This is a genomic window from Microbacterium sp., assembly GCF_047606385.1.
Classification (GTDB): domain Bacteria; phylum Actinomycetota; class Actinomycetes; order Actinomycetales; family Microbacteriaceae; genus Microbacterium.
Genome location: NZ_JASGEL010000002.1, coordinates 17,270 through 38,949, shown reverse-complemented (window position 1 = coordinate 38,949; position 21,680 = coordinate 17,270). Strand labels below are relative to the sequence as shown.

The window sequence follows — 21,680 nt, the reverse complement described above, 5'->3', positions numbered from 1 at the left end:
GACGACGTGCCGCAGCCGGCGCAGAACACAGGACGCCGGGGCCGACACGCCGCGGCAGCTGCGCGGGACGGGGGCCTGCGCCGTGGCGGTCCTGTGTCCTGCGCCGGCCGGGCGTGAGAGGCCGGCGGCATCCGGAGCCGGATTTCCGCGGGGGCGGAAGAAGCTCTGGTTGTGGAATTCTCGGCGGGTTCCCAGGATGGAGCAGAAGGAGGCGGATCGATGCGGATCCTCGTGGTGTGCGGCGCGGGCGCGTCGAGCACGTTCGTGGCTCACCGGCTGCGGCAGGCGGCGCACGCGGCCGGCCTCGAGCTGGAGGTCGCCGCGTCGGCGCGGTCGGCGTTCGCGGACCGGCTGGCCGGCACCGACACCGTGCTGATCGGGCCGCACCTGCCCGACGTCGACGACGTCCGCACGCAGTCCGAGGCCGCGGGCGCGCTCGCGATCACGCTGCCCGAAGACGTGTTCGCCGACACCGACGGCACCCGCATCCTCGCCCTCGTCCAGCCCGCTCCGAGAGGAACCCCATGACCGCCTCCCGCACCGTCCGCATCGGCTCGTCGCACGGCCTGCACGCCCGCCCGCGAAGCTGTTCGTCCAGCGCGCGAAGGATGCCGGGGTGCCGGTCACGATCGCCAAGGACGCCGGCGCGCCCGTCGACGCGACCAGCATCCTCGCGGTGATCGCGCAGGGCCTCGAGCACGGCGACTACGTGACCCTCACCGCGGAGGGCGCGAGCGCCGAGGCCGTGCTGGACGACCTGGCCGACCTGCTGTCCACCGACCACGACGCGGAGTGAGCACCATGAACCAGATCCACGGAGTCGGCATCGGCCTGGGCGTCGCCCAGGGCCGGGTGGCCCGGATGTCCGGGCCCCTCGCCCTTCCCACCGAGGAGCCCAGCGCCATCGGCGCCGAGGCCGAGGCGGCCCGGGCGAGAGAGGCGGTCGCGGCGGTCGCCCGCGAGCTGGAGGCCCGCGGCCAGGTCGCCGGCGGGGCGGCGCGCGACGTGCTCGAGGCCCAGGCGATGATGGCCGAGGACCCGGCGCTGGAAGCCGAGGTGACGACCCGGCTGTCGACCGGCCGCACCGCGGAGTGGGCGGTCGCCGACGCGTTCGCCTCGTTCCGCGACCAGCTGACGGCCGTGGGCGGGTATCTCGGCGAGCGTGCCGCGGACCTCGACGACGTCGCCCAGCGCGTCATCGCGCATCTGCGCGGCGTGGCCGCGCCCGGCGTCCCCGACCCGGGACACCCCTTCGTGCTGGTCGCCACCGACCTCGCCCCCGCCGACACCGCGCTGCTCGACCTCGACCAGGTGCTGGCCCTCGTCACCAGCGAGGGCGGCCCGACCTCGCACACCGCGATCCTCGCCCGGGAGAAGGGCATCGTCGCGATCGTGGGAGCAGCGGATGCCGCCGGCCTGGCCGACGGCGAGACCGTCATCGTGGATGCCGCCGCGGGCGTCGTGATCACCGACCCGAGCGCCGAGGAGCTGACCCGCGCACAGCACCGGGCGGATGCCCGTGCGGCTGCGGCGTCCGCTCCCCTCACTCCGGGGGCGCTGGCCGACGGGACCGCGGTGCCGTTGCTCGCGAACCTCGGCAGTCCCGACGGCGCCGCGGAGGCCGTGGCGCTGGGCGCGGAGGGCGTCGGCCTGTTCCGCACCGAGTTCCTGTTCCTCAGCTCGCAGAACGCGCCCACCGTCGCGCAGCAGCGGGAGGCGTACGAGAAGCTGCTGGCAGCGTTCCGTGGCAGGAAGGTCGTCGTGCGGGCGCTGGACGCCGGGGCCGACAAGCCGCTCGCCTTCCTCAACGACGCGCACGAGGAGAACCCCGCTCTCGGGCTGCGGGGCCTGCGCGCGCTGCGCGCGAACGAGGACATCCTGCGCGAGCAGCTCACGGCCCTGGCCGAGGCGGACGCCGCCGTCGCCGCGACCGGGGAGGCCGCGGACCTGTGGGTCATGGCGCCGATGGTCGCCACGGTCTCGGAGACCCGGTACTTCGTCGCTCTCGCGCGGGAGTACGGCATCCGCACCGCCGGGGTCATGGTCGAGGTGCCGGCCGCAGCTCTCCTCGCCGACCGGATCCTGCGCGACGCCGACTTCGCCTCGATCGGCACGAACGATCTCACGCAGTACACGATGGCCGCCGACCGGCTGCTCGGCTCGGTCGCGTCGTTCCAGGATCCGTGGCACCCCGCGGTGCTGCGGCTGATCCGGGCCACCGGCGACGGCGGCGCGGCAGGCGGCAAGCCCGTCGGCATCTGCGGCGAGGCGGCGGCCGATCCGCTGCTGGCCGTCGTGCTCGTGGGCCTGGGCGCCACCTCGCTCTCGATGGCCCCCACCGCGCTGGCCGACGTGCGCCAGTCGCTGAAGACGCACTCCCTCGACGATGCGCGCCGCATCGCCGAGGCCGCCCTCGCCGCCGACGACGCGGCGTCGGCACGCGCGGCCGCGCAGGCCGCGGCATCCCTCCGGTAAACACGAGCAGAAAGAGACAGCAATGACGACGACGTCAGCAGTCGCACCGGCCTCCGGCGGAAGCCGGGCCCGGGTCGGCATCCAGCGGTTCGGCACATTCCTCTCCGGGATGATCATGCCGAACATCCCGGCGTTCATCGCCTGGGGCCTCATCACGACCCTGTTCATCGCGGCCGGATGGCTCGGCCATTGGTATCCGGTCGCCGACATGCTCGGCGGGTTCGGCAACGCCGACGAGGTCGGCTGGCAGCATGCGCTCACCCAGCTGGCGCAGGCCGATGACGGCACGACCTTCCCGGAGTACGTGGGTCTCGTCAACTCGATGATCACGTACCTGCTGCCGCTGCTGATCGCGAACACCGCGGGCCGTATGGTCTACGGCGAACGCGGCGGCGTGGTCGCGACGATCGCCACGATGGGCGTGATCGTCGGCACGACGATCCCCATGTTCCTGGGCGCGATGATCATGGGTCCGCTGGCGGGCTGGATCACCAAGCAGATGGACAAGCTGTGGGACGGCAAGATCCGGCCCGGCTTCGAGATGCTCGTGAACAACTTCTCCGCCGGCATCCTCGGCATGCTCCTGGCTATCGCGGGGTTCTTCGCCTTCGGCCCGATCATCAGCGTCGTCAGCGACGCGCTCGGCAACGTCGTCAACTGGCTCGTCAGCCTCGGCCTGCTGCCGCTGCTGTCGATCATCGTCGAGCCGGCGAAGGTCCTGTTCCTCAACAACGCGATCAACCACGGGGTGTTCACCCCGCTCGGCATCCAGCAGGCCGCCGAGACCGGCAAGTCGATCCTGTTCCTGATCGAGGCCAACCCCGGCCCGGGTGTCGGCATCCTGCTCGCGTTCTCGTTCTTCGGGGTGGGGGCCGCCAAGGCCAGCGCACCGGGCGCCATCATCATCCAGTTCTTCGGCGGCATCCACGAGATCTACTTCCCTTACGCGCTCATGAAGCCCGCGCTGTTCCTGGCGGCGATCCTCGGCGGCATGACGGGCGTGGCGACGAACACCATCTTCAACAGCGGCCTCCGCTTCCCCGCCGCGCCGGGGAGCATCATCGCCGTGTTGCTGGCGGCCGCCCCTGACAGTTACGTGGGCGTGATCCTGTCGGTGGTGCTTGCGGCGACCGTCTCGTTCCTGGTGTCCTCCTTCTTCCTGCTGCGCACGCGCAAGCGCGACCGCGAGCTCGCCGGCGCCGGCGATCTGGAAGCCGCGATCGCCCGCACCGAGGCGAACAAGGGCAAGTCCTCCGACGCGCTCGCGGGTCTGCGGGCTCGGGCGGTGGCGGGCGCCGACGCGGAGGGCGAGCAGCTGGGTGTCGAGGGCGCGCGGGCCGCCGACGCCGTCGGGGCAGGCACCGTGACCGCGACCAAGCCGATCCACAACATCGTGTTCGCCTGCGACGCGGGCATGGGATCCTCGGCGATGGGCGCCAGCGTCCTGCGCAACAAGATCAAGAAGGCGGGGATCGAGGGCGTCACCGTCGTCAACAAGGCGATCGCGAACCTCGATGGCTCCGCCGACCTGGTGATCACGCAGAACCAGCTGACCGACCGCGCCCGCGGGCAGGCTCCGAACGCGGTGCACGTCTCGGTCGACAACTTCATGAACTCGCCCAAGTACGACGAGGTCGTCGACCTGGTCAAGGAGCAGCCGACGCAGTGACAGGAGGCCGGGGCGGCGCCCAGCGCCCACCCCGGCCTCCCATGTCCCACTTCGGACCGGGTGATGTCCCACTTCGGACCGGAAAACGGCCACCGAAGCGGTCCGAAGTGGGACATGCTCGGAGGGTACGACGACCCAGAGGAAGGACAGAGATCATGGCAGTTCTGAACATCGGGCAGGTCCGCATCCACCCCGGGTCGGTGAGCCGCGAGGAGGCCACCCGCGAGGCCGCCGACATCCTGGAGGCGGCCGGTGCGGTCACCCCCGCCTACTACGACGCGATGCTGCAGCGGGAGCAGACGGTGTCCACGTACATGGGCAACGAGCTGGCGATCCCCCACGGCACGAACGAGGCCAAGGACGACATCCTCGCCTCGGCCCTCGCGGTCATCCGCTATGACGGCGGGGTGGACTGGGACGGCAACCCGGTGCGGTTCGTGATCGGCATCGCCGGGCGCGGCGACGAGCACCTGGAGATCCTGTCGCAGATCGCGATCCTGTTCTCGGAGGAGGACGAGGTCGCCCGGCTCGCGGCGGCGGCGACCCCGGAGGAGCTGTTCGCCCTGTTGTCGGAGGGCATCGAATGAAGGCCGTCCACTTCGGCGCCGGCAACATCGGTCGCGGGTTCGTGGGGCTGCTGCTGCACGAGGGCGGCTACGAGGTCGTGTTCTCGGATGTCGCAGCTCCCCTCGTCGACGCGATCGACGCCGCGTCCCGCTACACCGTGCACGAGGTCGGCGACGGCGGCACGGATGTCGAGGTCACCGGCTTCCGAGCCCTGAACAGCGCCGCGGACCCGCAGGCGGTCGTCGACGAGATCGCGACGGCGGACGTCGTCACCACCGCGGTCGGACCGACGGTGCTGCGCTTCGTCGCCCCGACGCTGGTGGCGGGGCTGCGGGCGCGACCCGCGTCCCTCCCCCCGCTGCAGGTGATGGCGTGCGAGAACGCGATCGGGGCGACGGACACGCTGCGCGAGCTCGCCGCCGCAGACGCCGGCGCCGACTGGCCGGCGCTGGCCGAGCGCGCGGTGTTCGCGAACACCGCCGTGGACCGGATCGTGCCCGGACAGCCCGAGGGGATCGGGATCGACGTCGTCGTGGAGCCGTACTTCGAGTGGGCGATCGAGCGGGCACCGTTCGGGGACCGACCGCCGCGGATCCCCGGCGCGCACTTCGTCGACGACCTCACGCCCTACATCGAGCGCAAGCTCTTCACCGTCAACACCGGCCACGCGGCGACCGCGTACTTCGGCGCCCGTGCCGGCGTCGAGCGGATCTCCGACGCGCTCGCCGTGCCCGAGATCGCGGCGGCCGTCTCGGCGACCCTCGCCGAGACCTCGGCGATGCTGATCGCCAAGCACGGGTTCGCCGCCGACGAGCTGGCGCGCTACCGGGAGACGATCATCGGGCGGTTCCGCAACCCGCAGCTGCCGGACACGGTGTGGCGCGTCGGCCGTCAGCCGTTGCGCAAGCTCTCCCGGCACGAGCGGTTCATCGGGCCCGCGGCGGAGGCCGCCGAACGCGGCCTGTCGACCGCGGCGCTGGTGGCGACGGTGGCTGCCGCGCTCGAGTTCTCCTCCCCCGACGACCCCGAGGCGGTGGAGCTGCAGCGGCTGCTGCACGAGCTCGACGCCGACGCCTTCACCGCGCAGGTCACGGGCCTGGAGGCGCAGCATCCGCTGTTCGCCCCGGTCGCCCGCGCCGTGGCGGCCCGCCAGCAGGCCCTGTGATCCCTCCGGCGCGCGGACGCCGCCGTATCCGCCGTGTCCTGGTCTGGACGTCCGGGACGATCGTCGCGGTGCTGGTCCTCGCAGTCGCGGGTGTCGTGATCTGGACCCAGGTCGGGGTCATGTCGGCCGAGGCCGCTCCGCTCGCGGCGGTGCGCGCCGACACCGCCATCGCGATCACCGACGACGCGGCCGGGATCGTGATGACGCCGGCATCCGGCGACAGCACGAGCGGGCTCGTCTTCATCCCGGGAGCGAAGGTCGATCCGTGGGCCTACGCCTCCCGGCTGTCGGGGCTGGTGGCCGACGACGGCATCACCGTCGTGATCACCAAGCCGTGGCTGAACATCGCGTTCTTCGACCTGCGGCCGTTGACGACCTTCACCGCGCTGGCGCCCGACGTGACGACGTGGCTGGTCGGCGGGCACTCGCTCGGCGGGGTCCGCGCGTGCCAACTCGCGACGGATGCCGACGCTCTCGTGCTGTTCGCCTCGTACTGCGCGACCGACATCAGCGGCACGGACCTGCCCGTGCTCAGCATCTCCGGCAGCGACGACGGCCTGTCGACGCCCGACAAGATCGCGGACGCCGCGCATCTGCTGCCGGCCAGCGCCGAGTTCGACGAGATCGCCGGCGCCTCGCACGCGTCGTTCGGCGACTACGGCACGCAGTCCGGTGACGGCACCGCGACGATCTCCGACCCGGAGATGACGGCCGAGATCACCACGCTGGTCGGCGGCTTCGCCGCCTCCCTGCCCTGACCCCGGCGGCCCCTGCCCCGGCGGCCCCTGCCCCACCGGGCCCTGCTGCGGCCACTCGACCGGGCTGCCGGAGACGGGTGAGGGCTACAGGGCGAAGCCGTCGCTGATCAGGTCGATGAGCTCCTCGCGCTCCTCCACCGGCAGGAACGCGCCGGCGGCCGCGTTGAGCTGGAACCGCTCCAGGTCGTCGAGCCCGTAGTCGAAGGTCTCGGCGAGCAGCGCCAGCTCGCGGGTGAGCGAGGTGCGGCACATCGTGCGGTCGTCGGTGTTGACGGTCACCGCGAAGCCGAGCTGATACAGCAGGTCGAACGGGTGGTCGGCGACGTCCTCGCCCCATGCGGCCACGGCACCGGTCTGCAGGTTCGAGGTGATCGACAGCTCCAGCGGAATCTCGCGGTCGCGCACCCAGCGCGCCAGATCGCCGAACACGACCTCGACCGTGTCCCCCGACCGCGACACGACGTCGAGGTCCTGGGCGATGCGCACCCCGTGCCCGAGCCGCAGCGCCCGGCCGTCCAGCAGCGCCGAGCGGATCGAGGCCAGCCCGGCCGCCTCGCCGGCGTGGATCGTCACCGGGAAGAACTCCGCGGCCAGATGGTCGAGCGCCTCCCGGTGCCCCGCCGGGGGGAAGCCGTCCTCGGGCCCGGCGAGGTCGAAGCCCACCGCGCCGCGATCCCGGAACCCGACCGCGAGCCGTGCGATGCGCGCCGACGACGAGCCCTGCCGCATCGCGGCGAGGATCTGCCCGACCCGGATGTCATGGCCGGCGTCGGCGGCGGCGTCCTCACCCTCTTCGAGGCCCTGCTGCACGGCTTCGACCGCCTGCTCCAGCGACAGCCCGCCGGCGACGTGCTGCTCCGGCGCCCACCGCGCCTCGCCGTAGATCACGCCGTCGGCGGCGAGGTCCTCGACGTACTCGCGTGCGACGCGCCGCAGCGCCTCCGCGCTCTGCATCACGGCGGTCACGACCTCGAACGGCGCCAGGAACTCGACGAGCGAGCCCGAGTCGCACTGCTCGGCGATCCAGTCGGCGAGGTCGTCGGCGTCGCCTGCCGGCAGCTCGACGCCGGCATCGTCGGCGAGCTCGACGATCGTGTCGGGACGCACGGCGCCGTCGAGGTGGTCGTGCAGCGAGATCTTCGGCAGGCTGCGGATCGAGACGCCGTCGAGACGCGCGTCGCCGTACTGGTCGATGGGCATGGGGTTCTCCTCAGGGCAGGGTGGGTCGGGTCAGGCGGTGATTCGCTCACGGACGCGAGTGGATGCCGGCGGCGGCGCGTCCGCGATCTCCCACGCCCCCTCGAGGGCGTCGAGGGCGCGGGCGAAGCGCCCTTCATCGTCTGCCGACAAGGTGAACAGGGGCTGTCCGGCGACGATGGGGTCGCCCGGCACCGCGTGCAGGTCGATGCCGGCGGCGGGCACGACCCGGTCGGTCGCCCGCGTGCGGCCGGCGCCGAGGCGCCACGCGGCGACGCCGAAGGCGAGCGCGTCGGCACGGGCGAGGAATCCGGCGCGGGGCGCGAGGACGGTGTGGGCCTCGCGGGCGGCCGGCAGCGCGGCATCCGGGTCACCGCCCTGGGCACGGATCATCGCCCGCCAGGTGTCCATCGCGCGGCCGTCGGCGAGCGCCGACGCCAGGTCGGCGTCCGGGATGCCGGCGGCGGCCGCCATCTCGCGCCCGAGCGCCAGCGTCAGCTCGACGACGTCGGCCGGGCCGCCGCCGGCGAGCACCTCGACGGCCTCCCGCACCTCGTTCGCGTTGCCGACGGTGCGGCCGAGCGGGGTCGCCATGTCGGTGATCAGCGCCGTCGTCGTGAGCCCGGCGTCGGCGCCCAGCTCGACCATGGTGCGGGCGAGGTCCCGCGCGCCCTCGAGCGGCGGGATGAGGGCGCCCGAGCCGTGCTTGACGTCGAGCACGAGCGCACCGGTGCCCTCCGCGATCTTCTTCGACATGATGCTGGCGGCGATCAGCGGGATCGACTCGACCGTGCCGGTCTCGTCCCGCAGGGCGTACAGTCGCCGGTCGGCGGGCGCGAGCTCGGCCCCGGGCGCGCAGATCGCCGCGCCGACCGCGCCGAGCTGCGCCGTCAGCTCCCTGGCCGACAGCTGCGCCCGCCAGCCCGGGATCGACTCGAGCTTGTCGAGGGTGCCCCCGGTGTAGCCGAGGCCGCGGCCGGACAGCTGCGGCACCGCGACGCCGAACGAGGCCACCAGCGGCACGAGCGGCAGCGTGATCTTGTCGCCGATCCCGCCCGTCGAGTGCTTGTCGACGGTGGGCCGGCCCAGCGTCGAGAAGTCCATCCGCGACCCGGACGCCGTCATCGCCGCGGTCAGCGCCCGCACCTCGCCGCGGGAGCAGCCGTTGAGCACGACGGCCATCGCGAACGCGGACATCTGGGCGTCGGTGACGCGGCCACGGGTGAACGCGTCGACGAGCCAGCGCATCCCCGCCGCGGGCACCTCGCCGCCGTCGCGCTTGAGACGGATGAGCTGGACCGCGTCGAACGGCTCCGGGGCGCTCATGCGGCATCCCTCCCCCGACGGCCCGCGCCGGGCTCCCCCCACGCATGTCCCAGTCGGTGTTCGCACCTCCGCCGAGCATGTCCCAGTTCGGCGCGGTAAGCGGCGCGCATACCGCGCCGAACTGGGACATCAACCGCGCCGAAGTGGGACATCGCGGGCTCCGGCGGGGTCATGGCCGGGCGGACGCCAGGTCGTCGGGGCCGAAGGCGTCCGGCAGCACGTCCGGCATGGTCCGGACGCCGGATGCCGTCTGCAGCAGCATCCCGGGCGCGGCGAACTCGTGCAGCAGCTGCCGGCAGCGCCCGCACGGCATGATCAGCCCGCCGGCGCCGTCGACGCACACGAACGCGGTGAGCCGGCCGCCGCCGGTCTGTCGCAGCTCGCCGACCAGCGTGCACTCCGCGCACAGGGTCAGCCCGTACGACGCGTTCTCGACGTTGCAGCCCGAGACGACGCGACCGTCGTCGACCAGCGCCGCCGCTCCCACCGGGTAGCGGGAGTACGGCGCGTAGGCACGGTCGGCCGCGGCTCGCGCCGCCGCCCGCAGCCCCGCCCAGTCGACCGAGGTCACAGCACGTCGCCGCGTCCCGTGAGCTTGAGCGCGTCGACGACCTGCTTGACCCGCTGCGCGTGCTCGTTGGTGGTCACCAACAGCGCATCCGGGGTGTCGACCACGACGATGTCCTGCACGCCGATCAACGAGATGACCCGCTGCGTCTGCGACACCACGATGCCGCTGGACGCGTCGGCGAGGATGCGGGCGTGCTCGCCGAGGATCGCGAGATCGTTCTTGCGGCCGTTCGACATGAGCTTGGTGAGACTCGCGAAGTCGCCCACGTCGTCCCAGTCGAAGTGGCCGGGCACGACCGCGAGCCTCCCCTTGGCCGCTGCCGGCTCGGCGACCGTGTAGTCGATCGCGATCTTCTTCAGCTCGGGCCAGATGCGGTCGACCGCGGGGCCGCGCCGCTGCCGGTCGTCCCACGCCGCCGCCAGCTCGGTCAGCCCCGCGTGCAGGTCCGGCTCGCTCGCGGCGATCTCGGCGAGCAGCACGTCGGCCCGGCTGATGAACATGCCGGCGTTCCACGAGTACGCACGGTCGTTGAAGTAGGCCTTCGCGGTCTCGAGGTCGGGCTTCTCCACGAACCGCTCCACCAGCGCCGCCTCCGGCGCACCGTCGATGACGAGCTCGTCGGCGCGCTTGATGTAGCCGAACCCGGTCGAGGGCTCCGAGGGCTGGATGCCGATCGTGCAGATGTAGCCGGCCCGTGCGACCTCCACCGCCTGCTGCACGGCGAAGTCGAACACGCGCGCCCCGCGGATCACGTGGTCGGCCGCGAACGAGCCGATCACCACGTCCGGCTCGCGACGCACCAGCACCGCCGCGGCCAGGCCGATGGCCGCGGTCGAGTCGCGCGGCTCCGACTCGAGGAACACGTTGTGATCCGGGATGCCGGGAAGCTCCGCCTCCACGGCGGCGCGGTGCGCGCGGCCGGTCACGACCGCGATGCGCTCGGGACCGGCCAGCGGCTCCAGCCGATCCCACGTGTCGCGCAGCAGCGTCTGCCCCGAGCCGGTCAGGTCGTGGAGGAACTTCGGCGCCTCGGCCCGCGAGAGCGGCCAGAGCCTGCTGCCGATTCCGCCCGCCGGGATCACCGCGTAGAAGTCGTCGAGGGGTTGCGCCATGCGGCCAGCGTACCGAGGCGGGGCGGCGCCGCGTGTCACGACCGCCGCGCGCGGCATCCCTCCGACGGCGTTCTCTCGGCGGCGAGATAGTAAGGCAGGCCTTAAGAGCGACTGAACCCGCGCGGTTCTAAGATGCTGACAGCGCCTGCGTGGCGCAGGAGGTGCCATGCCTCCGGTCCGGGGCCCCATGGCTGCCCCATCGCGACGATCAGGGAGGACGACCGTGTCGGCACCAGCACGCGTCACACCACAGCTGAGTCAGACCACCTCGAAGACGCCGCGCGGAACGCTCTATCGCGGCAACGAGGGGATGTGGTCCTGGGTCCTGCACCGGATCACCGGTGTGGCGATCTTCTTCTTCCTTCTTGTGCACATCCTGGACACCTCGCTGATCCGCGTGTCGCCCGAGGCGTACGACGCGGTGATCGGCACCTACAAGAACCCGATCATGGGCATCGGCGAGATCGCCCTGGTCGGCGCGATCGCGTATCACGCGTTCAACGGCCTGCGCATCATCGCGGTGGACTTCTGGTCGAAGGGCGCGCGGTACCAGCGCCAGCTCTGGTGGATCGTGCTGGGGCTGTGGCTGGTGACGATGCTCGGCTTCGTGCCACGCCAGATCATCGTCATCGTGAGCGAGTTCACGGGGGGCAACTGAGATGACCGCGAACACCATCGCCGATCCGCGTACTCCGTACCCGCCGCGGCGCAAGGGCCTCAACCTCGAGAAGTGGGGCTGGGTCTACATGCGCGCCTCCGGCGTGCTGCTGGTCGTCCTCATCTTCGGCCACCTGTTCGTCAACCTCGTGCTGGGCGAGGGCGTCAAGCAGATCGACTTCGCCTTCGTGGTCGGCAAGTACGCCTCCCCCTTCTGGCAGGTGTGGGACGGCCTGATGCTGTGGCTGGCCCTCATCCACGGCGCCAACGGCATGCGCACGATCGTCAACGACTACGTGACTCGAGGCGGTGTGCGTCGTGTGCTGGTCTGGGTGATCTGGATCGTCGCCGCCTTCCTGATCCTGCTCGGCACGCTGGTGATCACCACGTTCGACCCGTGCCTGGGCGTGACCAGCGACAGCTCGCTGTGGGAGATGTGCACCGCGTAGTGCGCAGCTGACCAGCGACGAGGAAACGACAAGAGGCATTCTGTGAGCACTCATTCGACCGAGGACACCGTCGTCAAGGACGGCGTCTACTACCACCAGTTCGACATCGTGATCGTGGGCGCCGGCGGCGCCGGCATGCGGGCCGCGATCGAGGCGGGCCCGGGCGCGCGCACCGCGGTCATCACGAAGCTCTACCCGACGCGGTCGCACACCGGCGCCGCGCAGGGCGGCATGGCCGCGGCGCTGGCCAACGTCGAAGAGGACTCGTGGGAGTGGCACACCTTCGACACCGTCAAGGGCGGCGACTACCTGGTCGACCAGGATGCCGCCGAGATCCTCGCGAAGGAGGCCATCGACGCGGTCATCGACCTCGAGAACATGGGCCTGCCGTTCAACCGCACCCCCGAGGGCAAGATCGACCAGCGCCGCTTCGGCGGCCACACCGCCGACCACGGCAAGACCCCGGTGCGCCGCGCCTGCTACGCCGCCGACCGCACCGGCCACATGATCCTGCAGACGCTGTTCCAGAACTGCGTCAAGCTCGGCATCAACTTCTACAACGAGTTCTACGCGCTCGACCTGATCACGGTGGACGGCCCCGACGGCGGCACCCAGGTCGCCGGCGTCGTCGCCTACGAGCTCGCCACCGGCGACCTGCACGTCTTCCACTCCAAGGCGGTGATCTTCGCGACCGGCGGATTCGGCAAGATCTACAAGACGACCTCGAACGCCCACACCCTCACCGGCGACGGCGTCGGCATCATCTGGCGCAAGGGCCTGCCGCTGGAGGACATCGAGTTCTTCCAGTTCCACCCGACGGGCCTCGCCGGTCTCGGGATCCTCCTCACCGAGGGAGCCCGCGGCGAGGGCGCGATCCTGCGCAACGCGTCCGGCGAGCGCTTCATGGAACGCTACGCCCCCACCATCAAGGACCTCGCCCCCCGCGACATCGTCGCGCGCTGCATGGTCAAAGAGGTGCTCGAGGGTCGCGGCGCCGGCCCCCACAAGGACTACGTGTATCTGGACTGCACCCACCTGGGCGCGGAGGTGCTCGAGACCAAGCTCCCCGACATCACCGAGTTCGCCCGCACCTACCTGGGCGTCGACCCGGTGGTCGAGCCGGTGCCGGTGATGCCGACCGCCCACTACGCCATGGGCGGCATCCCGACCAACAACGACGGCGAGGTGCTGGCCGACAACACCACGGTCGTGCCGGGCCTGTACGCCGCCGGCGAGTGCGCATGCGTCTCGGTGCACGGCGCCAACCGCCTGGGCACCAACTCGCTGCTGGACATCAACGTGTTCGGCAAGCGCAGCGGCCGCAACGCGGTCGAGTACGTCCAGACCGCCGACTTCGTGCCGCTGCCGGCGGACCCCGCCGCCGAGGTGCGCGACATGCTCGAGAGCCTCCGCAACAACCCGGGCACCGAACGCGTGGCGGTCCTGCGCAAGAAGCTGCAGGAGGAGATGGACGCCAACGCCCAGGTGTTCCGCACGGAGGAGACCCTGACCAACGTCATGGGCACCATCCACGACCTGCGCCAGCGGTACCAGAACATCCACGTCGACGACAAGGGCAAGCGCTTCAACACCGACCTGCTCGAGGCGGTCGAGCTCGGCTTCCTGCTGGACCTCGCGGAGATCGTCGCCTACGCCGCCCGCAACCGCAAGGAGAGCCGCGGCGGCCACATGCGCGAGGACTACCCGAACCGCGACGACGAGCAGTACATGCAGCACACGATGGCCTACCTCACCGGCGACTCGCACTCGCCGGACCCGGAGGACCACATCAAGCTCGACTGGAAACCGGTCGTCTTCACCAAGAACGAGCAGGGCGAGTTCAACTACCCGCCGATGGAGAGGAAGTACTGATGTCCGCCGCCATCGTCGAAGAGGAAGTCACCGCCGCGCCGGAGGGCGGCGAGGCGCCGATCCAGTCCTACCTGGTGACCTTCAACATCCGTCGCTTCAACCCCGAGGTCGACGACGAGCCGCGCTGGGTCGACTACGACGTCGAGATGTACCCGACCGACCGGGTGCTCGACGCGCTGCACAAGATCAAGTGGGAGGTCGACGGCACGCTGACCTTCCGCCGGTCGTGCGCCCACGGCATCTGCGGCTCGGACGCCATGCGCATCAACGGTCGCAACCGGCTGGCCTGCAAGACGCTGATCAAGGACCTCGACATCTCGAAGCCCATCTACGTGGAGGCCATCAAGGGCCTGCCGCTGGAGAAGGACCTCGTCGTCGACATGGACCCGTTCTTCGCCGCGTACCGCGAGGTGAAGCCGTTCCTCATCGCGAACAGCGCGCCCGAGCCCGGCAAGGAGCGCTTCCAGTCGATCGTCGACCGCGAGCGCTTCGACGACACGACCAAGTGCATCCTGTGCGCCGCGTGCACCTCGTCGTGCCCGGTGTTCTGGACCGACGGCCAGTACTTCGGCCCGGCCGCGATCGTGAACGCGCACCGCTTCATCTTCGACTCGCGCGACGACGCCGGCGACGTGCGCCTGGACATCCTCAACGACAAGGAGGGCGTGTGGCGCTGCCGCACGACCTTCAACTGCACCGAGGCCTGCCCCCGCGGCATCCAGGTCACCCGCGCCATCGCCGAGGTCAAGCAGGCGGTGCTGCGCGGCGTCTGATCGCGCGCCCCGCCCCTCCCTCCCGGCGAGACCGCATCTCCGCGCCGAGACCGTGGGGTCATGCCACGGTCTCGGCGCTAGGATGCGGTCTCGCGGTCGTCGGTAGGGTGAGCGTGCGACGGGAACGGGCGGCGGACGCGGCGGCGTCCGATGACGACACCCTGCGGGCACGCTGGGAGATGGCGCAGGCCGCGCTGCGGGAGCGCTTCGACGAGCCGATCGGTCGGGCCACGGATCTGACACGCCGCACGCTCGCGTGGTTCCCGATCCGGGTGTGGCGTCACTTCCTGCAGCACAACGGCTTCCTGCTGGCGGCGGGCATCAGCTACCAGTCGCTGTTCACGATCTTCGCCGGCATCTATCTCGCGGCCGCCGTCGCCGGGCTGTGGCTGGGCGGCGACGCGCACGCGGTGGACGGCCTCATCGACCTGATCAACGGCTACATCCCGAACCTCATCAGCGAGGAGGGCCTCATCACGCCGTCGCAGGTGGAGGCGGCCGTCGCCCAGTCCGGCGGGAGCATCGTGACCATCACCGGGCTCGTCGCCCTCGTGGTCGTCGTCTGGACCGCGATCGGCTTCGTCACCTATGCCCGGCGGGCGGTGCGCGACACGTTCGGGCTCGAGTACGACCGTCGCAGCTACCTGATGCTGAAGGCACGGGACCTGCTCGCGGCGTTCCTGTTCGGGGTGGCGCTGGTGCTGGGCTGGGCGCTCGTGCAGATGACGCTGTGGGCCCTCGACCTGGTCTTCTCGCTGGTCGGCTGGGGCGTCGACGGCATCTGGTCCACGGTCGCGGTGCGGACCCTGACGATGCTCGTCGCGTTCGGCATCAACGCGGTCGCCCTGGCGCTGCTGTTCCGCTTCCTCACCGGCACGTCGCTGCGCTGGCGCCGCATCTGGCCGGGCTCGCTGCTGGGCGGCGCCGCGCTGGCCGTGCTGCAGCTGGCGGCCGGCGTCCTGCTGGTCTACTCCCCCAGCAACCCGCTGCTGGCGACGTTCGCGATCTTCATCGGCTTCATGCTGTGGTTCCGGCTCAACGGGATCGTCATCCTCGTGGCGGCGGCGTGGATCGCCCTCGCCACCCGCGACCGTGACCTGCCGCTGGTGGAGCTCAGCGAGGCCGAGCGGCTGCGGCAGGAGTACGACGCGCTGCACACCGCGGCACGGGTGCGACTGCGCGAGGCGCGGCTGGTGCGCGACACCGCCCCCTGGTGGCGTCGCCCGCTGCTGGCCGGCGCCGTCCGCCGCGCCGAGGACGAGCTGGCGCGGATCGAGGCCGCTCCGCCCCCGCCGGCCGCGCGGGGGCTGCTCCGGTAGTCCGATGTCGGAGGGGCGCCCTAGGCTGAAGCGCGTGCCTCGAACTCTCCGCATCGCCACCGTCAACGTCAACGGCATCCGCGCGGCCGTCCGCAACGGCATGGCGGGCTGGCTCGACGCGGCGGACGTCGACATCCTCGCGCTGCAGGAGGTGCGCGCCGAGCGCGTCCACCTCGAGGCGGCGCTGCCGGGCTGGGAGCTCGTGCACGACGAGTCCCACACGAAGGGCCGCTCCGGCGTGGCCGTCGCGAGCCGCCTGCCGATCGCGGCATGGCGCACCGAGCTCGGCGACGACACGGTCGACTCGCAGGGCCGGTGGCTCGAGGCCGATGTCGAGGTCGGCGGCGAACGCCTGACGGTGGTCAGCGCCTATGTGCACTCGGGCGAGGACGGCACACCCAAGCAGATCGCGAAGTACGGCTTCCTCGACGCGATGAGCGAGCGGCTGCCGCAGCTGGCGGCGGGCGACGCCCTGGCGCTGGTCATGGGCGACCTGAACGTCGGCCACCGCGAGCTCGACATCAAGAACTGGCGCGGCAACGTGAAGAAGGCCGGGTTCCTGCCGCGCGAACGTGCGTACTTCGACAGGTTCTTCGCCGACGCCGGCGCCGAGGTCACCGGAGTCGACGGCTCGGTGGGAACCGGGCTGGGATGGGTCGACGTCGGCCGGCGCTTCGCCGGCGAGGTCGACGGTCCGTACACGTGGTGGTCGAACCGCGGCCAGGCCTTCGACAACGACACCGGCTGGCGCATCGACTACCACGTCGCCACCCCCGCCCTCGCCGCACGCGTGCAGGGCTACCGGGTGGCCCGCGCCGCCGCGTACGCACAGCGGTGGAGCGACCACGCCCCGGTGGTCGCCGACTACGCGATCGGACGCTGAGAGACGCTCCCGCCGAGGGCGTAGCCGCGCGGGCCGACGGCATCCATTGCCTAGAATCGATCGGTGACCAAAGCGCGCCTGTACTCCGGAATGCAGCCCTCCGCCGACTCCCTGCAGATCGGCAACTACATCGGGGCGCTGCTGCAGTGGCGCGACCTGCAGGAGTCGTACGACGCGTTCTTCTCCGTCGTCGACCTGCACGCTCTGACGCAGCCGAACGACCCGGCGGAGCTGCGCGCCAAGACCCGGCGCACGGCGGCGCAGTACATCGCCGCGGGCATCGAGCCGTCGCGGTCGACGCTGTACGTCCAATCGCACGTGCCCGCGCACGCCGAGCTGGCATGGGTGCTGGGCACGATCACCGGCTTCGGCGAGGCGGGCCGGATGACGCAGTTCAAGGACAAGTCGCAGCGCTACGGGTCCGAGGCGACCAGCGTGGGGCTGTTCACCTACCCGATCCTGATGGCCGCCGACATCCTGCTGTATCAGACCGACGTCGTGCCGGTCGGCGACGACCAGAAGCAGCACGTCGAGCTCACCCGCGACCTCGCGGAGCGGTTCAACTCCCGCTTCGGCGACACCTTCCGGGTGCCGGTGCCGATGATCCAGCAGGACACGGCCCGCATCTACGACCTGCAGGCCCCGACCGCGAAGATGTCGAAGTCGGCGGAGTCGGACGCCGGGGTGCTGTGGCTGCTCGACGACCCGGCCGCGAACGCGAAGAAGATCATGCGAGCGGTCACCGACTCGGAAGGCTCCGTGCGGTACGACCGGGAGAGCAAGCCCGGCGTCTCCAACCTGCTCGTGATCTACGCGGCCCTCACCGGCCGGCAGATCCCCGCGATCGAGGACGAGTACGCCGGACGCGGATACGGCGACTTCAAGAAGGGCCTCGCCGAGGTCGTGGTCAGCGAGTTCGGCCCGGTGCGCGAACGTGCGCTGGCGCTGCTGGACGACCCGGCGGAGCTCGATCGGGTGCTCGCGCGCAACGCCGGCGACGCCGCCGCCGTCGCGGATGCGACGCTCGACACCGTGTACGACCGGATCGGACTGCTGCGCCGGCGTTGAGGCGGCGGCCCGCGCCGGCGCGGCCTCTCGGCCTCTCGCGCGCCCCTCGCCCTCTGTCGGCGCGAAACACAGGACGATCGGGCGGATGCGGCGTCCGCGACGTCACTGACCGGCGTGTCGGTCGTGATGTCCTGAGTTCTGATCCCGTGCGCAGGAACCGCGGAGGAGGCCGGGCTCAGCCGAGCGGAAGGGCGTCGGCGGCGTAGCGGATGTGCTGCTCGGTCAGCTCGGCCACCCCGGCCGCTTCGCCCGCGCGCAGCGCCGCCAGGATCGCGCGGTGCTGGCGACGGAGCTCGTCGGCCACGGCGTCCCAGTCGGCCACGGCGACGATCGCCTCGAGCAGCGGGTCGCGCAGCGCGCCCCGGATGGCGGTCGTCATCGAGGCGGCGAGGCGGTTGCCGGATGCCGCCGCGATCGCGATGTGGAAGTCCGCGTCCGCGTCGTTGAACTCGGCGCGCGTGATCCCCGGCGCCTCCATGCGATCGAGCAGGTCGGCCATCGCGTCGAAGGCCGCGTCGTCCCCGTGCGAGGCGGCGGACGCCGCCGCGGTGCGCTCGAGGCCCACGCGGGAGGCGACGACGTCGGCCACCGGGAAGTTCGCGAGCGCCACGTGCAGCCGTAGGAAACGGGTCAGCGCCGCGTCGGGGAGCGCGGCGACGAAGGTGCCGGCCTCGGTGCCCGAGCCCACGCGTGAGCGCAGCACCCCCTGACCCTCGAGCACGCGCACGGCCTCACGGACGCCGGCGCGGCTGACCGCCAGGCGCGCGGCCAGCTCGCGCTCGGGCGGCAGCGGGTCGCCGACACGCAGCATCCCGCCGGTGATCTGCGCCTCGATCGCGGCGATGACGAGCTCGTGCGCCCGCGGCCGGGCGACGGGCTCCCACACCGGCTCGCCGCTCCCGCTCATCGCTCGCTCCTCCGCCGTCTTGACCGTCGCTGCTCCCCCCGCCTAGCATACTCAGAGGTCAGACCACTGGCCAGCGCACTCCCCCCTCGAGAAGGACGCCGATGAGCACGATCCGCCGCCAGCTGCCGAACCCCGCCGAGCTGCTCGAGCTCATGCAGTTCCGCCGCCCGGACCTCGACGGCAAGCGCCGGCGTCTGAGCCGTGCCCTCACGATCGCCGACCTGCGTCGGATCGCGAAGCGCCGCACCCCGGCGGCGGCGTTCGACTACACCGACGGCGCGGCGGACGCCGAGATCTCCCTCGCCCGCGCCCGCCAGGCGTTCCGCGACATCGAGTTCCATCCCTCGATCCTGCGCGACGTGTCGCACGTGGACACCTCGACCACGATCTTCGGCGGCCCCTCCGCCCTGCCGTTCGGCATCGCCCCGACCGGCTTCACCCGCCTGATGCAGACCGAGGGCGAGATCGCCGGGGCCGGCGCGGCAGGCGCCGCCGGCATCCCGTTCACGCTGTCCACCCTGGGCACCACCTCGATCGAGGACGTCAAGGCGGCGAACCCGGCGGGGCGCAACTGGTTCCAGCTGTACGTGATGCGTCAGCGCGAGATCTCCTACGGCCTGGTGGAACGGGCCGCCCGCGCCGGCTTCGACACGCTGTTCTTCACGGTCGACACGCCGGTCGCCGGTGCGCGCCTCCGCGACAAGCGCAACGGCTTCTCGATCCCGCCGCAGCTCAGCCTCGGCACCGTGATCAACGCGATCCCGCGGCCCTGGTGGTGGTTCGACTTCCTCACCACGCCCCCGCTCGAGTTCGCCTCGCTGTCCTCGACCGGCGGCACGGTGGGCGAGCTGCTGGATGCCGCGATGGACCCCTCGATCTCGTTCGACGACCTCGAGATCATCCGGTCGCTGTGGCCGGGCAAGATCGTGATCAAGGGCGTGCAGAACGTGGAGGACTCCAAGAAGCTCGTCGACCTCGGCGTCGACGGCCTCGTCCTCTCCAACCACGGCGGTCGCCAGCTCGACCGGGCGCCGGTGCCGTTCCACCTGCTGCCCGACGTCGTGCGCGAGGTCGGCGCCGACACCGAGGTCGCGATCGACACCGGCATCATGGACGGCGCCGACATCGTCGCCGCGATCGCGATGGGCGCGAAGTTCACCCTGGTCGGCCGCGCCTATCTGTACGGGCTCATGGCCGGCGGACGTGCCGGCGTGGACCGCATGATCGAGATCCTCACCGAGCAGATCGTGCGCACCATGAAGCTGCTGCAGGTCCAGACGCTCGACGAGCTCACCCCGGCGCACGTCACGCAGCTGGAGCGACTGGTGCCCCGCGAGCGGGCTCGCGCGCGCATCTGAGGCGACCGTAGGCTGGCCGGATGCTGCCGGTCACCCTCCGCACCGCACGACTGACGCTGTCGGTGCCGGTCGCCGCCGACGCGGCGGCGATCCTGGCGGCGTGTCAGGATGCCGACATCCAGCGCTTCACGACCGTCCCCTCGCCCTACCGGGCCGAGCATGCCGCCGAGTTCCCGCGGACTGCGGCGGCGGGATGGGCGGAGGAGACGGAGGCCGTGTGGGCGATGCGTCTTGACGGAGCCCTGGCCGGCATGATCGGCCTGCACGGGCTGCGACGCGGCGCGGGCGAGCTCGGCTACTGGCTCGCGCCCGGGTTCCGCGGCGCCGGGCTCACCGCCGAGGCGGGGGCCGCCGTGGTGGCCTGGGGCTTCGACGGCCCGCTCGGGCTGGTGCGCATCGAGTGGCGTGCCGTGGTCGGCAACACCGGGTCGGCGCGGGTCGCGCAGCGCCTCGGCTTCCGCTACGCCGGGGTGCTGCGTCAGTCGCTCGTGAGCGGCACCGGGGTGCGGGGCGACGCCTGGGTCGCCGACCTGCTGGCGACCGATCCGCGCGCGCCGCAGCAGTGGCCGGTCTGATCGCCGTGTCCCACTTCGGAGCGCTATGAGCTCGCCATACCGCTCCGAAGTGGGACATGTACGACGCGCGGGTGTCGGAGGCGAGTGGCAGGATGGCCGCATGCCCGAGATGCCGGAGGTGCAGGGGCTCGTCGACTTCCTCGACGGGCGCGTCACCGGTCTGCGCCTGGATCGGGTGCAGCCGGTGGCGATCTCCGCGCTGAGGACCTTCGACCCCCCGGTCGACGCGCTCGTCGGCACCCGGGTGCGCGGCGTCGCCCGGCACGGCAAGTTCCTCGACGTGGCGACGACGACGGACGCCGACGAGTCGCTGCACCTCGTGTTCCACCTGGCGAAGGCGGGCTGGCTGCGCTGGTACGACACCGCACCGGCGACGCCCGCGAAGCCGGGGCGCGGACCGGTCGCGTTGCGGGTCGCGTTCGACGACGGCTCCGGGTTCGACCTGACGGAGGCGGGCACCCGGAAGGCGCTCGCGGTGTACGTCGTCCGCGACCCCGCCGACGTGCCCGGCATCGCCCGGCTCGGCCCCGATCCGCTCGAGGCGGCGTTCACCCGCGCCGTGCTCGCGGGCCTGCTGGCGGGCCGTCGCGCCCGCATCAAGGGGATGCTGCGCGACCAGTCCGTGGTCGCCGGCATCGGCAACGCGTACTCCGACGAGATCCTGCATGTGGCGCGGATGTCGCCCTACGCCACGGCGGCGTCCCTCGACGACGGCGAGATCGACACGCTGTATGCCGCGATCCGCGACACGCTCGCCGACGCGGTAGCGACGGCATCCGGTCGCCCGCCCGCCGACCTGAAGGACGCCAAACGACGCGGCATGAGGGTGCACGGCCGGCGCGGCGAGACCTGCCCGGTGTGCGGCGACGAGGTGCGCAGCGTGTTCTTCGCCGACAACAGCCTCGAATACTGCCCGACGTGTCAGACCGGCGGCAGGCTCCTGGCCGACCGTCGCCTGTCGCGCCTGCTCAAATAGCGG

General features: G+C 71.8%; 21 protein-coding genes and 1 pseudogene. 17 read left to right on the top strand and 5 right to left on the bottom strand.

Translation table 11 applies throughout. The features are described from left to right. Nucleotides 1-219: 219 nt before the first annotated feature. The 7 genes and pseudogenes from QM626_RS00210 to QM626_RS00180 all read left to right on the top strand — a co-directional run bounded on the left by QM626_RS00210 (nucleotide 220) and on the right by QM626_RS00180 (nucleotide 6,634). The gene (locus QM626_RS00210) at nucleotides 220-528 is read left to right on the top strand and encodes a PTS sugar transporter subunit IIB (RefSeq protein WP_415072655.1); all 309 of its coding nucleotides are present in this window, start codon (nucleotides 220-222) and stop codon (nucleotides 526-528) included. Beyond that, nucleotides 525-796, top strand: a pseudogene (locus QM626_RS00205) (HPr family phosphocarrier protein). The gene QM626_RS00210 and the pseudogene QM626_RS00205 overlap by 4 nt, the downstream one beginning before the upstream one ends. Nucleotides 797-801: 5 nt before the next feature. After that, nucleotides 802-2,475 carry a phosphoenolpyruvate--protein phosphotransferase gene (gene ptsP, locus QM626_RS00200; RefSeq protein ID WP_415072653.1) on the top strand — a complete coding sequence of 558 codons (1,674 nt, stop codon included), beginning with the start codon at nucleotides 802-804 and terminating at the stop codon, nucleotides 2,473-2,475. Nucleotides 2,476-2,497: 22 nt separating this feature from the next. Beyond that, the gene (locus QM626_RS00195; RefSeq protein ID WP_415072651.1) at nucleotides 2,498-4,144 is read left to right on the top strand and encodes a PTS mannitol transporter subunit IICB; all 1,647 of its coding nucleotides are present in this window, start codon (nucleotides 2,498-2,500) and stop codon (nucleotides 4,142-4,144) included. 155 nt (nucleotides 4,145-4,299) lie between these two features. Next, on the top strand, nucleotides 4,300-4,731 hold the full coding sequence (locus tag QM626_RS00190) for a PTS sugar transporter subunit IIA (protein ID WP_415072649.1): 432 nt from the start codon (nucleotides 4,300-4,302) through the stop codon (nucleotides 4,729-4,731). Then, nucleotides 4,728-5,876 carry a mannitol-1-phosphate 5-dehydrogenase gene (locus tag QM626_RS00185; RefSeq protein WP_415072647.1) on the top strand — a complete coding sequence of 383 codons (1,149 nt, stop codon included), beginning with the start codon at nucleotides 4,728-4,730 and terminating at the stop codon, nucleotides 5,874-5,876. Before QM626_RS00190 ends, QM626_RS00185 begins: the two co-directional genes overlap by 4 nt. Before the next feature lie 68 nt (nucleotides 5,877-5,944). Further along, complete coding sequence (locus QM626_RS00180) at nucleotides 5,945-6,634, top strand: alpha/beta hydrolase (RefSeq protein WP_415072645.1); 690 nt, start codon at nucleotides 5,945-5,947, stop codon at nucleotides 6,632-6,634. Between the two features lie 84 nt (nucleotides 6,635-6,718). Here QM626_RS00180 and QM626_RS00175 read toward each other — a convergent pair whose 3' ends face one another. The 4 genes from QM626_RS00175 to QM626_RS00160 form a co-directional block, all read right to left on the bottom strand. Then, entirely contained in the window at nucleotides 6,719-7,834 is a 1,116-nt protein-coding gene (locus QM626_RS00175) for an adenosine deaminase (protein ID WP_415072643.1), read from the bottom strand. Nucleotides 7,835-7,864: 30 nt separating this feature from the next. Beyond that, nucleotides 7,865-9,157 carry a thymidine phosphorylase gene (locus tag QM626_RS00170; protein WP_415072641.1) on the bottom strand — a complete coding sequence of 431 codons (1,293 nt, stop codon included), beginning with the start codon at nucleotides 9,155-9,157 and terminating at the stop codon, nucleotides 7,865-7,867. 169 nt (nucleotides 9,158-9,326) lie between these two features. After that, a complete protein-coding gene (locus tag QM626_RS00165) occupies nucleotides 9,327-9,728 on the bottom strand; it encodes a cytidine deaminase (protein WP_415072640.1) in 402 nt (133 codons plus the stop codon). Continuing rightward, the gene (locus tag QM626_RS00160) at nucleotides 9,725-10,840 is read right to left on the bottom strand and encodes a mannose-1-phosphate guanylyltransferase (RefSeq protein WP_415072638.1); all 1,116 of its coding nucleotides are present in this window, start codon (nucleotides 10,838-10,840) and stop codon (nucleotides 9,725-9,727) included. The genes QM626_RS00165 and QM626_RS00160 overlap by 4 nt, the downstream gene beginning before the upstream one ends. Nucleotides 10,841-11,063: 223 nt before the next feature. Here QM626_RS00160 and sdhC point away from each other — a divergent pair, with 223 nt between their 5' ends. From sdhC to trpS, 7 genes are all read left to right on the top strand, one after another. Beyond that, nucleotides 11,064-11,498 (top strand): succinate dehydrogenase, cytochrome b556 subunit, encoded by a 435-nt coding sequence (gene sdhC, locus QM626_RS00155; protein ID WP_415072636.1) that lies wholly within the window; start codon nucleotides 11,064-11,066, stop codon nucleotides 11,496-11,498. 1 nt (nucleotide 11,499) lies between these two features. Continuing rightward, nucleotides 11,500-11,946, top strand: a complete 447-nt coding sequence (locus QM626_RS00150; RefSeq protein WP_415072634.1) for a succinate dehydrogenase hydrophobic membrane anchor subunit — start codon at nucleotides 11,500-11,502, stop codon at nucleotides 11,944-11,946. A gap of 42 nt (nucleotides 11,947-11,988) precedes the next feature. Beyond that, a complete protein-coding gene (gene sdhA, locus QM626_RS00145; protein ID WP_415072632.1) occupies nucleotides 11,989-13,818 on the top strand; it encodes a succinate dehydrogenase flavoprotein subunit in 1,830 nt (609 codons plus the stop codon). Then, nucleotides 13,818-14,591, top strand: a complete 774-nt coding sequence (locus QM626_RS00140) for a succinate dehydrogenase iron-sulfur subunit (protein WP_415072630.1) — start codon at nucleotides 13,818-13,820, stop codon at nucleotides 14,589-14,591. Before sdhA ends, QM626_RS00140 begins: the two co-directional genes overlap by 1 nt. A gap of 113 nt (nucleotides 14,592-14,704) precedes the next feature. Next, nucleotides 14,705-15,910, top strand: coding sequence for a YihY/virulence factor BrkB family protein (locus tag QM626_RS00135; protein WP_415072628.1), 1,206 nt, complete (start codon nucleotides 14,705-14,707; stop codon nucleotides 15,908-15,910). Nucleotides 15,911-15,944: 34 nt separating this feature from the next. After that, nucleotides 15,945-16,793, top strand: coding sequence for an exodeoxyribonuclease III (locus QM626_RS00130; protein WP_415072626.1), 849 nt, complete (start codon nucleotides 15,945-15,947; stop codon nucleotides 16,791-16,793). A 63-nt stretch (nucleotides 16,794-16,856) separates the two neighbouring features. Then, on the top strand, nucleotides 16,857-17,861 hold the full coding sequence (gene trpS / locus QM626_RS00125) for a tryptophan--tRNA ligase (RefSeq protein ID WP_415072624.1): 1,005 nt from the start codon (nucleotides 16,857-16,859) through the stop codon (nucleotides 17,859-17,861). A gap of 175 nt (nucleotides 17,862-18,036) precedes the next feature. Here trpS and QM626_RS00120 read toward each other — a convergent pair whose 3' ends face one another. Beyond that, complete coding sequence (locus QM626_RS00120; RefSeq protein WP_415072622.1) at nucleotides 18,037-18,768, bottom strand: FadR/GntR family transcriptional regulator; 732 nt, start codon at nucleotides 18,766-18,768, stop codon at nucleotides 18,037-18,039. 101 nt (nucleotides 18,769-18,869) lie between these two features. Between QM626_RS00120 and QM626_RS00115 the strand changes: the two genes are divergently transcribed. The 3 genes from QM626_RS00115 (at nucleotide 18,870) to QM626_RS00105 (ending at nucleotide 21,677) form a co-directional block, all read left to right on the top strand. Then, a complete protein-coding gene (locus QM626_RS00115; RefSeq protein WP_415072620.1) occupies nucleotides 18,870-20,126 on the top strand; it encodes an alpha-hydroxy-acid oxidizing protein in 1,257 nt (418 codons plus the stop codon). A 20-nt stretch (nucleotides 20,127-20,146) separates the two neighbouring features. Further along, a complete protein-coding gene (locus tag QM626_RS00110) occupies nucleotides 20,147-20,701 on the top strand; it encodes a GNAT family N-acetyltransferase (protein WP_415072618.1) in 555 nt (184 codons plus the stop codon). 100 nt (nucleotides 20,702-20,801) lie between these two features. Further along, complete coding sequence (locus QM626_RS00105) at nucleotides 20,802-21,677, top strand: Fpg/Nei family DNA glycosylase (protein ID WP_415072616.1); 876 nt, start codon at nucleotides 20,802-20,804, stop codon at nucleotides 21,675-21,677. Nucleotides 21,678-21,680 lie beyond the last annotated feature (3 nt).